Here is a 17,204-nt window from a genome sequence, read left to right on the forward strand (position 1 = left end):
ACCAGATGTCTTTTTGTGTAAAAAAATATTGGTGTTCCTACACATTTCTGTGTAACAACACCAGATATCATAGACCCCCTAACGTTTGGCGGTCGCTATTTTTATGACTAAATACTTTTTTAATTTTCTTGTTGTAACTGAATAAATTGAGCAATCGCTTCTTTGGACTGTTCCAAGCCCGCTAGACTAGGCTCATAGTGTTGTGCTAAGTAATAATAAAATAAAATATCGACGGCATACAACAAATTTAAAAGCGTTGTAGTGGCGCCACTACGCAAAGGAACTTCTTGAGCTTGCGCGACACATAAAGGAATTGCCGCCAATTGCCGCAAGGAATTAGCCGTATTCTTAGTCAAAGAGACGGTGGTCATCCCTAATTTTTGCGCTAGTTTCATCAAGTGCAGTCCTTCTTTGGTTTCACCGCTATTGGAAATGCCCCAGTATAATGCGCTAGCCGGCGCCACGGCCATCATGGTAGCTAAGTCGTGTTGATCACTGGTACAAACCACCATCTTGCCTAAGCGACTAAATTTTTGTTGCAAATCGGCCCCCACTAAAGCTGAAGCACCAATCCCGTATAAAAAAAGCACTGGCGCCACTTCAATGGCGGCCGCAACTTTTTTTACTTCGGCTTCTTGTAAAACTTGATTGGTTTTTTCAAAATTAAAGACAGCGTCGGTAAATAATTTTTGCTTGAGACTACTAAGACTTTCGGCGGGCAAAATGTCCGTCTTTTTTTCTAAATGGAATTCTTTAGACATGGCGGAAAGCTGTACTTTTAAATGAATAAACCCTTTGACCCCCAAAGAGTGACATAACCGAATGACGGCCGCCGCTGACGAATCGGCTTTTTCCGCTAATTCAGCGGCACTTAAATTTAAGACTTCTTGCGGTGCAGCTAAAATACAAGCTGCAATTTTTTGTTCTGAAACAGGTAAAGTAGGTAACTTTTCTTTAATTGTAAATAAAATATTTTCCATGGTGTGCTCCTTAAAAATTTCCTCTCTTCTTCATGATAAAAGGAATTGACCGTAAAAGAAAGAGGAAGCACCACAAAAATAGTTGCCTATTTCGGGCGCTTCCTTTAATCATCTACCTTTTTAAAGATTACCTAAGAGATCTTCTGGTTTAGTACTAGAGGCATCACCGGATAATTCAGAAGGTTCCATCGCTTCTTTGGGCACACCGAAGAAGTAGGTCAAGACAAAACCACCAGCGTAAGCCGCTAATAAACCAAGGACATAGCCCCACCACATACCGTCAGGAATTAAAGGAATCAACGCGACCCCAGAAGGGCCAATGGCGGTTGCTCCGATATTGCCAATGGCGCCAATCACGGCACCACCAATCCCACCACCAAGACAAGCCGTAATGAAGGGACGTCCCAAAGGTAAGGTTACTGCATAAATTAAAGGTTCACCAATCCCTAAAATCCCTACTGGTAAAGATCCTTTAATGATGTTCGTTAATTTTTTATTTTTACGACATTTCATCCATAAAGCAAAAGCCGCACCCACTTGACCGGCACCAGCCATGGCTAAGACAGGTAACAATAAGGTTTTACCAGAACTAGCAATCATTTCAATATGCACCGGCGTCAAGATTTGGTGTAAGCCAAACATAACTAATGGTAAGAAGGTCGCCCCTAAGATAAAGCCTGAGAAGGCTCCCCCGACGTTTAAGACCCACGTAATGGCCCCCACCAAGTTAGTAGAAACAAAACCGGCAATCGGCATAATGATGAAGATGGTTAAAAGACCCACCACCAATAAAGAAATGGTTGGCGTAACAATAATATCCACCGCATCAGGAATAACTTTTTTCAAATTCTTTTCGACAATAGATAAGATATAAACAGCTAAGATTACACCAATGACCCCACCTTGGCCGGCAGCTAAAGGTTGGCCGGTGAAAATATTCGGTAGTGGCGTATCAGGATTCATCCCTACGAGGTAAACAACACCCCCAATAATTCCCCCAAGTCCTTCGGTGGAACCGAAGACTTTGGCGGCGTTAATCCCAATATAGACGTTTAAGTAGCCGAACAAGCCGCCTTGAATAATTTTCAAGACTGCCATAATATTGCCCCAAACAGTTGCATCAATCATGCCAGCGGTAATTAAGTTTTGAATAATGGAAGCAATCCCACCAATAATCCCAGCCCCAACAAAAGCAGGAATCAAAGGTACAAATATACTGGCAATCACTTTTAAGGCCCGTTTAAAAGGCGTGTTGTTTTTCTTTTTATATTCACTTTTCACGACAGCAGCTTTTTCTTTAGCTTCGGCTAGTCCAGAATTTAAATTTTTATCTAAATTCTCGTCTAAGGCTTCCCCTAAATGGATTCCGGAAAGTTTCGCCATTTCTCCAGCTACTTTACTAGCGGTTCCTGGTCCCACCACAACTTGCACGGTACCACTATCTTCGACTACTCCTAAGACCCCGGGAATTTCTTTTAAACCGGGAAAGTCCACTTGATCTTCATCCCGAATGTCAATCCGGACCCGCGTCATACAGTTGTAAACTTTGCTGGCGTTGGTTTGACCACCAATTTTTTCAAAAATCTTTCGACCCATTTGTGTTTCTTTGCTTTCGCTCATGGTTGCTCCTCCTTAATTTTAGTTATCCTTTAATGTGTTACGAATGAAGCCTTCACCAGAAACTAGTTTTGCCGTCGCCTCCTTTGCATCTGTTCCCGTCAATAGCATCACAATGGCTACTTTCACCTTCCTTTCAGCAGCAATAAAAGCGGCGCGGGCTTCTTCTTTCGTACAATCAGTCGCTGCTACAATAATATTTAATGACCGCTCTGCTAGCTTTTCGTTAGTGGGTAAAACATCCACCATCAAATTTTGAAAAACTTTGCCGATACCAATCATGGAACAGGTGGACAACATGTTTAACACCAATTTTTGCGCCGTTCCTGCTTTTAAGCGCGTTGAACCAGTTAAAATTTCTGGCCCCGCTGCCACCTCAATCGCAATTTCACTATACTTAGAAATTTCAGCGCCTTGATTACAAGCTAAAGAGACACAAGTTGCTCCTACTTCTTGAGCATACTGCAAGCCACCAATCACATAAGGTGTCCGCCCGCTAGCGGCAATGCCCACCACGGTATCATGTTTGTTAAGGTTTAACGCCTTGAAATCCGCCGCAGCTAAAGTCAGGGAATCTTCAGCCCCTTCCACCGCTACGGTCATGGCTTGTTCCCCTCCGGCAATTAGCCCCACCACCATTTCTTTAGGGACACCAAAAGTCGGAACACACTCAGCCGCGTCTAGCACACCTAAGCGACCAGAAGTGCCGGCGCCAAAATAAATCAAGCGCCCTCCGGCTTGAAATGACGCGATAATTTTAGTAACTGCTTGAGCAATTGCCGGTAGGGCGGCGGCTACCGCTACAGGTACTTTTTGATCTTCCTCATTCATGGTTTGTAAAATTTCTGGAATACTCATTTCATCTAAGGCCATGGTTTTTTGATTACGTGTTTCTGTCGTTAATTTGGTTAAATCCATCTTCTTCTCCTTTTTGCCACTGCAATTGAATTTGTTGATTACCCAAAACAAAGGCTAGCAATGGTCGATCTGCTGGTTGAACATAGCCTAAGACGTTCACTTTATCGTCTTTTGGTAGTGGAACTTTGGCGATTTGTACTTCCCCCATATAACGGCCATAGGCTTGGTTGTCAATCGTGATACTGCCGCTGGGTCGCGTTACTGCATCCTCAGGAACAATTGCCGTCGTAACTGCGGCTCGCGTTTCACTAAAACGCAGTACCGCTGCTGCTTCATCGGGACGATTGTTTAACGGCTCTTGTAAAAAGGGATAGGCCGTTAAAGACGTGGCGGCTGTGGCCCGTAATAAAATCGTGGCTTGTTTTTCGTAAGCTGTAAACTGGGCAATACTGAAGTCGGATAGTTCTGGATCGCCAATAAAAACTTCATCCACTGCTAAATGCTGCGTTAAATCTAGCATTGCAGCCAAAGGGTTCAAGTACCGCTGCTTTTCTAAAGTAGGGAGTCCAGCAAATAACGGTCCCCGTAATTTTTTGTCCCCTGCCACAAAGGCCACTGTTTTAAGACCGTGAGCGTGCAGCCATTGGTTTTTGGCTAAGCAGTATTCCGCAGCCAATCCCGTTTCAGGTCGCGGATAGTAATTGTGCCAGGCTTCCATTTGGGCAAAGTTGGCACCTAATTTTTCCAGCTCGCTTAATTCTGAAGCCGTCAAAGTAGAAGCATTGAGACCGACTGGAATTTGCTGTGATAATTGCGCGATTTCCGTTAAAGAAAAGCCATAATCTACCCGCAGACCAGTAATCCCGTATGCTTTTAGCTTAGCTAAATCAATGTCTTGTCCTAGCAGTTGGTTTAAAGCGTGCTTAGAAGTATCGGCCATCACGCCTAATTGATATTTTTGGGCCAACGCCCCCAGCTTTTTGATTTGTGTTAATTGTTCAGTGACATCTTCTTCCGGAATGTGCAAGGAGGTAAAAATCCGTTGAAAACCGGCTTGCTGCATTTTTTTAAAGTAGTCCTCTTTCGTCGTTAAATCTTCACTTAAAAAAACTGAAAAACCTTTCATGATAGCCTCCTTTGTAACCGTTTCCTTTACGCATTTACTATACCACTTTAAAATTTAATTTCAAGTTTAACACTATATTTTTATAAAAAAAGTTTTTAACACCCAAAGGTTGAAATTTAGTTTTACGAATTATCTTCATGATTATGGGCTTTGTCCTAAGTTAACGAAAGAGAATAAACAGTAACGCCCTTCGTTTTCTTTACTGAGGATACTATACCAAATCTTTCCCATGACGCCAATCTCTTTATGTCAGAAAAACTAACATAAAATTAAAAAGAGGATTTTAACAAGTCTTCTTTAAAAGAATTCGCTTGCAAGCTTATTTTTCTTTCGAAAAGAAAGCGCAAATTTTTGACTAGACCATTTCCGACAGACAGATTTCCCCCTAAAAATAGCAGAAAGTCGGCCCCATTTTTTCTTCGTTGCCCACTGTTTTTCAGTGCGCGCTTCCTTAAAAATATTAAAAAAGGTCTATTTCCCACTAAAGAGAAATAGACCTACTGACTAAAATAAATTTTTAATTACTTGTAAACCACCAATAATATTGCCTAAAGCACCCCCTAAAGACGAGGTAAAAAAGAGCAACAAGATGCGCAATGCACGATTTTGCATAAAACTTTTGACGTGTAAAATATCTTCTTGAATATTTTGGAAGTCTTTGACCCGCGGTTTACGGACCCAAGCTTCCACTAAAGCCACGAAAAAGCCCACCGCTAAAACAGGTGACAAGGTTCCAATGGGTGCCATGACAAAGGCCGTCAAGATAGCTAAAGGATGACCCCAAGCTAGGGCGGTAAAAAGAGCCGCTAAACTAGAATTCCACAATAGCCAAAGGGATAGCTGTTCCATCCCATGATCAAACCCGGCCACAAAAGACCAAGCCAAAAGGCCCACTAAAATGGCTGGAAAAAGCCAACTGAGGATTTTACTGGTCCATTTTTTCGGGGGAATGGTATCCATGGCGACTAAATCAAAATCTTGGGGGAACTTTTCCACAATACCCGCTAAATGAGCACGCCCCACTACGGCGACAATCTTTTTTCCTGGCGCATTTTTTATTTTCATGGACAAGTAGCTGTCTCGATTCGTAATCAACTCTTCATAAGGTCCGGGTAAACTTTCTTTTAAGCTGAGAAAAGTTGTATCCACGAGATCCGACTGATAAAAAGCGGCCAAGTTATCTTCATCTAATTTTTCATCATCAATGCCATCTAGCGCCATAAAAGGCAAGCGGATTTTCTCCCACCCAGAAAGAGCGCGCCACATTTTTTTAAAGGTCACTTGCACATCGCGGTCCACTAGTTCTAGTTGCGCTCCGACTGCTTGTGCGCTTGCAATCCCTTGTTCCATATCGCCACCAGCTTTTGGTGCGTGCATTTTTTTAGCCATCTTCTTTTGAAAAGCGCCATAAAAAAGTTGCACTAAAAATAAAATAGCTTGATGTTGACGAATGATTTTCACAATGTCGGTTTCTTCCCAGCGCTTTTGATTCATGCGGTTTTCGTAGCGCACAGGATCCAATTCCACACAAACGGTATCTGGTTGGATGCTCTCAATAGTTTCTTTGACGATAGTGGGAGAATCCGGGGCGGCGTGGTTCGTGCCCACCAAGGTAATAGTTTTATCCCCATAAGTGACGGTTTTAACTTCAGGTTCCATGAATATTCCTTAACTTTCTGCCAAAAATTTGACGATTAGGTCATAGACTTGTTGATGCTGCGGTTCATTTAAGACTTCGTGACGCATGTTGGCCACCATGATACTTTCCACTTGGGCATAGCCAATTTTTTTCAAGGTAGCCACCGTGTCATTCAAGCCTTTGGAGCCGCCAGTAATTTTTTTATCTAACGCTCCGGCGATACTTAAAATCCGCAGTTGCGGATTTTTTACTTGATAGTTTTTAAATTGTTTCAGTTGGTAATTGGTTTCCCAGATGGTGATACTGCTGCGCACAGGATAACGTTTCAGCATTTTAGGATCGGCAGCAACTTGTTGGTTAAAGGCCTGATCGGTAGTTAACCAGTCCGTGCCACCTTCTAAATCCCCGGTCATTTTCGCCACTAGCTTGGAGTGCCCCAAAGGACCATAGCGCTTAATAAAAAGCTTACTTAAACGCATCCCTATCGCTACGGCGGGTAAATAGTTCACCGTACCCGTTAAAATTAAATTAGCTAACTCCTCATCGTGGTCTTGCAAATAAACGCGGGCTAGTAAGGAACCAAAAGAATGACCGAACAAAGTTAAGGGCACATCAGGATACATTTCTTTAATAAAATGCGTGATGGCTACTTGATCAGCAATTAGCTCTTGATAACTTTCCATTAAACCAACTGGCATTTTTTCCCCTAAAGAAGCGCCGTGGCCACGGTTATCCGATAGCACCACCACATAGCCTTGATTTTGTAAAAAAGTCGCAAAATCCCAGTAGCGTTCTTTGTATTCTAAAGCGCCGTGAATAATTTGCACGAGTCCGATGGGTCCTGTCACGGGAAAAACAGCAACGTCTAAGATACAGTCATCATGGGTTTTTAAGGAATAATATTGAATCATGGGCGTTCCTCCTATCCTGTTTATTATACCAAGTTCCGACCTTTCTGCCCTAAAAATTTATCAGCATTAAATAAATCCTAAATACTTCAGCGCTGACGCTTAAATAGCTTGCACATTAATAACGCGATCAATCCAGTCTTCATAAAATTCGCTTTCGTGACAGACGAGAATCAAGGTGCCTGGATATTTTTGTAAAGCTTTAGCTAATTGTTCTTTGGCTTCTTGATCAATGTGGTTCGTCGGTTCATCTAAAAATAAAAAGTTGGAAGAAATCAGCGTTAATTGCGCTAATTTTACTTTTGTTTGTTCGCCACCGGAAAGATTTTTTAAAGGTTCATCGACTAGTTTGGCCGCTAAACCGGCTTTGGCTAGTTGGCGCCGCAATTCTTTGGTGTTGAGTTTTTCAAAGTGTTCACTTAAATACTGCAACGGTGTTTGTAGTGGTGCAGCCCACGTTAATTCTTGGGCAAAATAATTCACCGTCGTATTTTTCGGAAAATGAAAGCTCCCGGCTAACTTAGGAATTTCCGCTAATAAGGTTTTAATTAACGTCGACTTACCGATACCGTTAAAGCCCGCTAAGGCCACTTTTTCTCCAAAGCGCACCGTCAAATTAAGGGGTGGTAACAAAGGCTGACGATAGCCAATGGATAAATCTTCCGTCTCTAAAGCAAAGCTCGTGACAATTGGGGCATAAGGAAAATCAAATTTCGGGGTCGGTACATCTTGCGGTGGCGTCAAGCGGTCAATTTTAGCCAATTGTTTTTCCCGACTTTTGGCCATGGTGGAACGAGAGCCCGCTTTATATTTGCGAATATACGCTTCCGTTTTTTCAATGTGTTTTTTCTGGGCGGCGTATTCCCGCAAATAGCTTTCTTTTTGCAATTCTTTTTGCTTTTGTGCTTGTTGCAAGTTTCCCGTATATTTCGTCAGCTTGCCAAACTCAATGTCCGCCACATGGGTCACAATTTCGTTTAAAAATTCGCGGTCGTGGGAAATAACTAAAAAAGCACCTGGAAAATCTTGTAAAAAACGACTCAGCCAAACAATATGTTCTTGGTCCAAGTGATTTGTTGGTTCATCTAGCAGTAAGACTTGTGGCTTTTCCAATAATAATTTAGCCAAAATAACTTTTGAACGCTGACCACCACTGAGATTTTTTAGTAATGTCGTCAGTCCTAGGGGCATAATTCCTAGCCCGGTCGCCATTTCTTTAATGACGTTTTCGCGATTGTAAAATTCGCTTTCGTCTAATTGCGTTTGCAACTGACCCGCTTTGACTAATAGTGTATCGTCTAAGCTGGTACTGTATGCTTCGTACAATTGGGTTAATTGTTTTTCAATTGCTAAAAGCGGCTGATAGGCTTCTTCCAAAAATTGATAAATCGTCAAATCTTCTTTCACTTTGACGTATTGATCCAAGTAACCCACTTGGATATTTTTTTGCCATGTAACACTGCCTTCATCAGGTAAAATTTCGCCGGTTAAAATTTTAATCAAGGTACTTTTCCCTACCCCGTTTTGACCAGTAATCCCCACGTGTTCCCCGGCATTTAATTGTAAACTTAATTCTTCGTATAAAATTTTATCCCCAAATTGTTGGGTAATTTCTTTCACTTGTAATAAACTCATTTTTTTCCTCCATAAAAAAAGGACTGTTAACCCAAGTTAACAGCCACCTGATTGTGATTAAGAAAGGGAAAGAAACGCGAGACAGACACCAACTAGGAGCTACCCATTAAGCACTTAGTCAAAGACTTTGCGTAACGCGTTTTCTTTCCATGAAGATTTCTTATTCCCGGCTCTTAACAAACTTCATGGTTTATCTTGTTAAGAGCAACTGTTCTAACAAATTTCAAATAGACTTTCATTAACATCACAATCACCTGCTGGACTTTTTTTATATTCTAGCACATTTATGTTCTTTGGCAAACCCTCTAAAAAAGCTCGGCACTCTTCATGAAACAAGAGCGCCGAGCTACATTACCCAAAATTCAAAAATTTCAACGCAGCCTTAGCCGCTATATCACTAGTTGTTGCAAGAATAAGAATTTAGTCAATCACAACGTATTCCACGTCCACTAACTTGGCCCAAGCGATGACTTGTTCTTTTGTTAAGTTTAAGGAAACAACCGTGTGGTGCCCACCACCATTTTCAATCCAAGCGTGAACACCTTTTTCAAAACTTGGTTTCACTTCCCATAAGACGCGAGCCACTGGCAATTTCGGCGCTGGGACAGTAGGTTCAAAAGCGGAGATTTCGTTAATCAATAATTTGTAGTGCGTCCCAAAGTCGGCCATGGACACTACCACGCCGTCCCCAGCTTTCCCATCAAAGACTAAACGGGCAGGATCTTTGCGATCGCCAATCGACAATGGGGAAACTAAAATTTTAGGGCGATTGCTGGCTAAAGTCGGGTCAACTTCTAACATGTGGGAACCCAAGATAGCTTGTTGACCTTGGCTCAACTCATAGGTGTAGTCTTCCATAAAGCCCGTGCTTTGGTTCCCCGCCATCACTTTCAACAAGCGGTCAATGGCGGCCGTTTTCCAGTCTCCTTCACCAGCAAAGCCGTAACCTTGGGCCATCAAACGTTGGACAGCTAAACCTGGTAATTGTTCCATACCATATAAATCTTCAAAGTTAGACGTGAAGGCGTTGTAGTTACCAGCATCTAAGAAACGTTTCAAAGCAATTTCATAACGCGCTTGGACCCGGACACTGTGTTCCCAAGTATCATGGTCGTAATCGCCGTAATCAAAGTCGTAAAGTTTGGCGTATTCGCTCATTAAAGCGTCGACTTCATCAGCACTAACTTCATTAATTACTTTGACTAAATCGCCAATGCCGTAATAATCTACCGTCCAGCCAAATTGGATTTGCGCTTCAATTTTATCGCCATCGGTTACAGCCACGTTCCGCATGTTATCGCCAAAACGAGCGACTTTAATTTTAAAGCTTGCGTTGTAAGCAAGCGCTACTTGCATCCAATCGGCGATTTGTTTTTGGACTTCTGGCCGTTGCCAATAACCCACCACAATTTGATTATTTTTCTTTAAACGAGCATTAATGAAGCCGTATTCCCGATCCCCGTGAGCCGATTGGTTTAAGTTCATAAAGTCCATATCCATCGTCGCCCAAGGAATACTCTCGTTAAATTGCGTAGCTAAATGCAAAAGGGGTTTTTGTAATAATTTCGTGCCGCGAATCCACATTTTAGCTGGGGAAAAAGTATGCATCCAAGTAATGACCCCTTGAACTTCATCGCGGTAGTTGACTTCTTTCATGAGTTCCGTGATTTTATCAGCGGTAATCGCTAAGTCTTGTAAAACGATAGGGTAAGGTAACACGCCACTATCATTTAAGCTGTCGACGATCTTTTGCGCGTCAGATTTTACTTGGGCTAAAGGTTCTGGTCCATATAAATGTTGGGATCCTACAATCATCCAAAATTCTTTTTGTGTTGTTGTCATGTGTATCTACTCCTTAAAATTTATTTTTGGCCATAATAGGCATCTTTGCCGTGTTTCCGTAAATAATGTTTATCTAAAATATGTTGTGGTAAAAGGGGTGCTCCAGGATCAATTTGGAACGTCAATAAATTCATCTTGGCAATTTCTTCTAAAATCACCGCGTTCATTACTGCGGCGTCAGCTGTTTTCCCCCAAGTGAAAGGCCCATGACCGTGGAGTAAAATACCTGGTACAGCCATTTCATCTAAATTCCGCTCTTTAAAAGTTTCCACAATCACGTTGCCGGTTTCTTCTTCATAGCCAGCGTCAATTTCTGCCGGCGTTAAAAAGCGCGCATTAGGTACGCCACCGTAAAATGTGTCGGCGTGGGTCGTCCCCATCGCGGCGATATCGTGCCCTGATTGCGCCCAAGCCGTCGCATAAGTGGAATGGGTATGGCACACCCCGCCAATCGTGGGAAAGGCCCGATACAAAACAGCGTGGGTTGGCGTATCAGAAGAAGGATTCAACTTTCCTTCCACCACGTTACCGTCTAAGTCGCACACCACCATATCGCTGGCTTTCATAACGTCGTAGCTGACGCCACTAGGTTTAATGACAAATAACCCTTTTTCGCGGTCCACCGCAGAGACATTGCCCCAAGTATATTTAATCATCCCTTGCCGCGGTAACTCTAAATTTGCTTGGAAAACTTTTTCTTTTAATTCCTCTAACAACTTTTTCACCTACTCCATATTTTTGACAGCGCTAGCTTCAATGGCTAACCCCTGTTTAAAAACAGTCATGTATTTTTTAAAGGCTTCAACATCAGCAGCAACGGGTTCAACGGTGGTTTCTTGTACGTCGGCAAAAACTGTCTGTTGTAAAAATTCCGCCAAAGACATGGTCCGCGCTTTAGGTAAATAACTAGCTAAAAGACCCATGCCAAAAGCGCCTCCCATCTCAGCCCCTTGGGTGACAGTCACCGGCGTTTTTAAAGCCCCCGCTAAAATTTGTTGGGCCACCACCGGCGTTTTGAAAATACCGCCGTGACCATAAATTTTAGTGATGGCGACTTGTTCTTCAGCTAGTAAGTCCATGCCAATTTTTAAAGTGGCAAAGGCACTAAACAATTGGACACGGATAAAATTGCCTAAAGAAAAATTGCTATCCGGTTGGCGGACAAATAAGGGTCGGCCGGCTGCCATTTGGGTAATACTTTCTCCTGAGTAATAGCCGTAGCTTAGTAAATCCCCCACGTTTGCTTCATGGGTTAACGCTGTCGGAAAAATTTTAGCAAAGAGCTCATCGTAACTTAGCTCTAAGCCTAGGGTTTCCGTTAATTCTTTAAACAAATGCATCCAGGCATTGATTTCTGAAGAACAATTGTTAGCGTGGACCATCGCCACCGGATCGCCACTAGGGGTGGTCACTAAATCAATTTCTGGATAAACTTCTTGTAAAGCTTTTTCTAAAACCACCATGGCAAAAACCGAAGTCCCGGCCGAAACATTCCCGGTTTTAGGCGTCACGGAATTTGTGGCCACCATCCCGGTACCAGCATCGCCTTCTGGTGGACAAAGGGGGACACCTGGCAGCAAGTCGCCACTAGGGTCTAATAGTTTTGCCCCAGCAGCTGTTAGTTCTCCGGCTGTTTCGCCAGCAACGAGTACTTTCGGTAAAAGTTGTAATACATCTAAAGAAACGCCGTGGTCTTTAGCTAAGTGATTAAAGGTCGCGGCCATTTCTTCATCGTAGTTTTTGGTTTTTTCGTTAATGGGAAACATGCCTGAAGCATCCCCGACGCCTAAAACTTTAGTGCCAGTTAATTGCCAATGAACCCAGCCGGCTAAGGTCGTGAAAAAGCTCACCTCTGATACATGTTCCTCTTGATTTAAAAGGGCTTGATACAAATGGGCGATGCTCCAACGCTCCGGTACATTATAATGAAAGGCTGCACTTAAAGCGCGACTAGCTTCACCGGTGGTGGTATTCCGCCAAGTCCGAAACGGTACCAGTAATTCATCTTGCGCATTAAAAGCCAGATAACCGTGCATCATGGCTGAAATTCCTAACCCAGCTAATTGGGTCAAGGGCTGGTTAAATTTTTCTTGATACGTCTGCTTGATTTGACCATAACAGTCTTGTAAACCGGTCACCACGTCAGTTAAATCGTAGGTCCAGAAACCGTCCTTTAGTTGGTTTTCCCACCCGTGGTCGCCACTAGCGATTACTTGCTGGTTTTCGTCTAATAAGAGCGCTTTAATTTTGGTGGACCCAAACTCGATTCCTAAAAAAAGTTCTGCTGGTGCTGTGAACAATTGTTCCTGCTCCATGCTGTAACCTCCTTCATTTTGTTACCTCCAGTATACTCTTTATGTCCGTACAAGTAAATATTATAAAGCACTTTTATCCGTACAAATATTCCGGCAAAAAAACCACTTTTTAGCATGCTTTTGGCGGGCTAAAAAGTGGTTTTGGCTTTTATTTTTAGTTATTGCATCTTAATTAAGTCGTACTGCGATTGATACAAATGATAGTATAAGCCACGTTGGGCCATTAACTCATCATGAGTTCCCGCTTCTTGAATCGTTTGGTTGGCGATGTAGAAGATGCGGTCACTATTTTTAATGGTAGACAAACGGTGAGCAATAATAAAGGAGGTCCGCCCCTTTAAGAGGGCTTGGAGACCCGCTTGCAATAGTTCTTCTGTCTTCGTATCAATACTAGACGTTGCTTCATCCAAAATTAAAATTTTCGGATTAGCTAGTAAGGTCCGGGCAAAAGCCAACAGTTGCCGTTGACCGGCAGACAAGGTGCTTCCCCGTTCTTCCACCACCGTATCGTAGCCATCTTTTAATTCCATAATGAAATCATGCGCGCGCACTACTTTAGCGGCAGCAACAATTTCTTCTTGCGTCGCATCTAAACGACCGTAGCGAATATTTTCTAAAATCGTCCCGGAGAAAATAAAGGTATCTTGGAGCATAACCCCCATTTGTTGCCGTAAGGAGGCTAAAGTAACGTGAGCGATATCGTGGCCGTCAATGGCAATCGTCCCGGCGTCGACATCATAGAAACGACTCAACAAGTTAATAATGGTGGTCTTACCGGCACCAGTCGGTCCCACTAAAGCCACCGACATCCCCGGCTGCACGTGGAAGTCCACATCTTTTAAAATTAATTTATCCGCTTCATAACCAAACGTTACGTGGTCAAAGGTGATATCCCCTTCAATTGCTGGTAAAGGTTTTGCATCAGGGGCATCCACGATTTCTGGTTGTTCATCCATCGTTTCAAAAATCCGTTCCAAGTAAGCTGTCGCGGTAATCAAAGAATTATAAAAGTTCCCGATATTAATAACTGGATTCCAGAAGTTATTGATGTAACCGATAAAGGCAATCAACGTCCCGGTGGAAACGTGAACCCCCACTTGTTGAATTCCTAAAAAGTAAATTAAGCTGGTAGCCATGACGGAAATATTGGTAACCCCCGGCCACAAAAGAAATTGAATTTTCACCGCGTGCATCCAAGAGGTACGATATTCTTCATTGATGCCATTAAAAATATTATAATTTTCTTTTTCACGGGCAAAGGATTGGGTGATTTTAATCCCGGCAATACTTTCATGAATATACGCGTTTAAGTTGGACTGCTTATTACTTAACACTTGGTAAGCTTTCCGTTGTTTCGTTTTAATCACCATCACCATGACAAAAAGGACGGGCATCAATACTAAACTGTATAAGGTTAATTTCGGATCAATCACCAACATAAAAATTAAAGTAATGAAGACGTTGAAAAAATCAGAAATTAAGTTAATCAGCCCGTTACTCAGCAAATCGCTTAAGGTGTTAATGTAGTTAACTACCCGAATTAAAATTTTGCCGTGAGGACGAGAATCGAAGTAAGAGAAGGATAGTTTTTGCAAATGTTGGAAGATGTCATAGCGCATGCCTTTTAAGACATCTTGCCCTAATTCCGTAATGTGGTAAATACGGTAGCGCATGCAGATGCCCACAATAATCAAGGTGAGTAAGAACAAGCCACCAATTAAATACAAGAGACTGGACTTGCCGTTAGGAATCGCATCATCAATGGCAATCTTAGTAAAATATGGCCCAAACATGCCACAAATGTTGGCGAAGATAATCACGGCTAAAATTTTTACAATTCGCTTTTTGTAGGGCAAAATATATTGGCCTAATCGGCGATAATGACCCCAATTAAACTCTTGGGTTAGCTCTTCATCCACGTCATATTTATTTCGGGCCATTGGTCTCACCTCCTGATAAACCTAATTGTTTTTGATACACTTCGTAGTATTTACCCTTTAAAGCCACTAGCTCTTCATGGGTTCCTTGTTCCACCACATGACCTTTTTCCATCATTAAAATTAAATCAGCATCCCGCACTGAAGAAATCCGGTGGGCAATAATGAAGGTAGTTTTCTTTTCAGTTAATTGGGTTAACTCTTTTTGAATTTTAGTTTCGGTTTCCATATCCACTGCTGACGTGGTATCATCCAAAATCAAAATAGATGGATCTTTTACTAAGGCACGGGCTAGGGAGATTCGTTGCTTTTGACCGCCGGAAAGTCCGACGCCCCGTTCACCCACAATGGTCTCGTATCCTTCTGGCATTTTAGAAATAAAGGAATCGGCATCGGCGATGTTGGCCATTTTCCGAATAAAATTATCCGGTGCTTGAGGATTCCCAAAAGCGATATTATCTGAAATGGTATCAGAAAATAAGAAGACATCTTGCATCACCATGGCAATACTTTCCCGCAGTTTGCGAATCGGATACGTCTTGGCGTTTTGTTGATCAATTTCCACCACACCAGAAGTTGGATCGTAGAAACGAGCGATTAAGTTTACTAAGGTCGTCTTCCCAGCACCCGTTTCCCCTAAGATGCCGACAGTTTGCCCCACGTGGGCCGTAAAGGAAATATCGTGTAAGACCGTATGCGTGGGATCATCGGAAAAGTGGAAGCTGACATTTTCAAACTTAACATCCCCTTTAATCCGTTCTTGCAATTGTTTGTCTTCCAGTAAAATTTTTGGTGCCGTCCCTAGCATTTGGCGAATCTTGACGCAAGAAGCATTGAAACGTTGCACGTCGTTAATCAACCAACCGCTCATGCGCATCGGCTGATTCAGCATCCACAAATAGCCGTTAAAGGCCACGAGATCTCCTAAAGTCATTTTCCCGGCGATGACTAAAGACCCGCCAAAGACGATAGTAATAATCGTTAAGCTGGAAGCAAAACCATCTAACCACGGCAAATATTTCTTTGAGACGTTCGCCGAATCCATATTGCGGCGTTTGTAATCTTCGTTGTGCTCATTGAATTTTTGAATTTCATAATCTTCCCGGGTAAAAGCTTTGACCACCCGGTTGCCCCCGATATTTTCTTCCACCATGGAGTTTAAACGGGAAAAGCTTTCACGAATCTCTAAAAAGAGGGGCCGTGCTTTTTTCGCCATTAACACCGTGAAAATAAAAATTAAAGGGGTGACCGCCACAAGGGCTAACATCAAGGGCCAACTAATCCAGCCCATCACCACAATGGCACAAATGAACCAAATGACACATTCAATCGTCTGGTAATCCACCCAAGAAACAAAGTGGCGAATCGCATCCGTATCCCCCGTCATCCGCGCCATAATGTCCCCGACGCGGGTGTGATTGAAAAAGTCGAAGTCTAGTTCTTGCAACTTACGGTAAAGAGCTTGTTTTAAATCATAGACCGTATTTTGGCCTGTGCGTTCAAACAAAATTTGGTACGTGTACCGCACCGTCGTTCGCACCAAGGTGACTCCCACCATGACAATAAGGATTGGCACCAGTAAATTCAGCTTCTTGTTGTCAATGACTTGGTCCACCAAAACCCCGGTCAAGTATGGATTAATGAGAATCAGTACGGCGTTGACTAGAATTAAAATAAGAGCCAAACCTAAACGCTTTTTGTTGGGCCGCACAAATTGCCAAATCCATTGGTAATTATTCATCGTTACTCTCCTTTGTTTCCCATAAATTTTGAAAACTGCTCACAGTAAGCCGCTTTCTTTTTTTTAAACATAGTGTATTATAAGAGTTTGACAAACCAGATGTATTCTCTATGCAACCGCTTGATGTCAAAATTCGAACCTCCCTGAAAAAAGCCCCGCAAAAAAGATTTAAAAACAAAAAAGTTAGCACTCCGACGAGGAATGCTAACTTTTTTAGGACAATTCACTTAAAAGCTGACGCCATTTAGCAACGGCTAAGGAGTGTTGTTGCACCACTCGTCCTTGCCAAAATTGATCATTTGCGTAACGGGGAATCAAATGAGCGTGAAAATGAACGCCCTCATCCATCGCTCCCCCATTATTCAGCACCACAGTTGTTCCTAACACGGGAAAGTTTCTTTCTAAAATAGCCACACATTTTTGGACTAAAGGAAAGAAGGCGGCAACTTCTTGTGGATTTAAATCAGTCAGCTTCATGACATGACGCCGGCTAATAATCAGGAGATGTCCGGCTTGTTCTGGGTTAAGATCAAAAACACCGAAAAAATCAGACGTCACGAATATTTTTTCCGTTTCTTTGATGTCCTGACAAAAAATGCAATGCAT

At 42.6% G+C, this 17,204-nt stretch carries 13 protein-coding genes; all 13 read right to left on the reverse strand.

What is annotated here, in order from left to right; translation table 11 throughout:
- Positions 1 to 119: 119 nt before the first annotated feature.
- Positions 120 to 980, reverse strand: coding sequence for a MurR/RpiR family transcriptional regulator (locus FFM57_RS02260; RefSeq protein WP_137598908.1), 861 nt, complete (start codon positions 978 to 980; stop codon positions 120 to 122).
- 120 nt (positions 981 to 1,100) lie between these two features.
- Positions 1,101 to 2,600 carry a PTS transporter subunit EIIC gene (locus tag FFM57_RS02265; RefSeq protein WP_137598909.1) on the reverse strand — a complete coding sequence of 500 codons (1,500 nt, stop codon included), beginning with the start codon at positions 2,598 to 2,600 and terminating at the stop codon, positions 1,101 to 1,103.
- Between the two features lie 18 nt (positions 2,601 to 2,618).
- Positions 2,619 to 3,515 (reverse strand): N-acetylmuramic acid 6-phosphate etherase, encoded by an 897-nt coding sequence (gene murQ, locus FFM57_RS02270; RefSeq protein WP_137598910.1) that lies wholly within the window; start codon positions 3,513 to 3,515, stop codon positions 2,619 to 2,621.
- Positions 3,481 to 4,581: a MupG family TIM beta-alpha barrel fold protein gene (locus tag FFM57_RS02275; RefSeq protein WP_137598911.1), complete on the reverse strand. Its 1,101-nt coding sequence runs from the start codon at positions 4,579 to 4,581 to the stop codon at positions 3,481 to 3,483. The genes murQ and FFM57_RS02275 overlap by 35 nt, the downstream gene beginning before the upstream one ends.
- 504 nt (positions 4,582 to 5,085) lie before the next feature.
- The gene (locus FFM57_RS02280; RefSeq protein WP_137598912.1) at positions 5,086 to 6,240 is read right to left on the reverse strand and encodes a TraB/GumN family protein; all 1,155 of its coding nucleotides are present in this window, start codon (positions 6,238 to 6,240) and stop codon (positions 5,086 to 5,088) included.
- Positions 6,241 to 6,249: 9 nt separating this feature from the next.
- Positions 6,250 to 7,131, reverse strand: coding sequence for an alpha/beta fold hydrolase (locus FFM57_RS02285; RefSeq protein ID WP_246023354.1), 882 nt, complete (start codon positions 7,129 to 7,131; stop codon positions 6,250 to 6,252).
- A 99-nt stretch (positions 7,132 to 7,230) separates the two neighbouring features.
- Entirely contained in the window at positions 7,231 to 8,763 is a 1,533-nt protein-coding gene (locus FFM57_RS02290) for an ABC-F family ATP-binding cassette domain-containing protein (RefSeq protein ID WP_137598913.1), read from the reverse strand.
- 420 nt (positions 8,764 to 9,183) lie between these two features.
- A complete protein-coding gene (gene araA / locus FFM57_RS02295; protein WP_137598914.1) occupies positions 9,184 to 10,605 on the reverse strand; it encodes an L-arabinose isomerase in 1,422 nt (473 codons plus the stop codon).
- 20 nt (positions 10,606 to 10,625) lie between these two features.
- Positions 10,626 to 11,321, reverse strand: a complete 696-nt coding sequence (locus FFM57_RS02300; protein ID WP_137598915.1) for an L-ribulose-5-phosphate 4-epimerase — start codon at positions 11,319 to 11,321, stop codon at positions 10,626 to 10,628.
- A 9-nt stretch (positions 11,322 to 11,330) separates the two neighbouring features.
- Complete coding sequence (locus tag FFM57_RS02305; protein ID WP_137598916.1) at positions 11,331 to 12,920, reverse strand: xylulokinase; 1,590 nt, start codon at positions 12,918 to 12,920, stop codon at positions 11,331 to 11,333.
- A gap of 158 nt (positions 12,921 to 13,078) precedes the next feature.
- Entirely contained in the window at positions 13,079 to 14,860 is a 1,782-nt protein-coding gene (locus FFM57_RS02310) for an ABC transporter ATP-binding protein (RefSeq protein WP_137598917.1), read from the reverse strand.
- Entirely contained in the window at positions 14,847 to 16,598 is a 1,752-nt protein-coding gene (locus FFM57_RS02315) for an ABC transporter ATP-binding protein (protein ID WP_137598918.1), read from the reverse strand. The genes FFM57_RS02310 and FFM57_RS02315 overlap by 14 nt, the downstream gene beginning before the upstream one ends.
- 213 nt (positions 16,599 to 16,811) lie before the next feature.
- Entirely contained in the window at positions 16,812 to 17,204 is a 393-nt protein-coding gene (locus tag FFM57_RS02320) for an HIT family protein (RefSeq protein ID WP_137598919.1), read from the reverse strand.

It is taken from the genome of Enterococcus nangangensis (assembly GCF_005405245.1).
Taxonomy (GTDB): domain Bacteria; phylum Bacillota; class Bacilli; order Lactobacillales; family Enterococcaceae; genus Enterococcus_J; species Enterococcus_J nangangensis.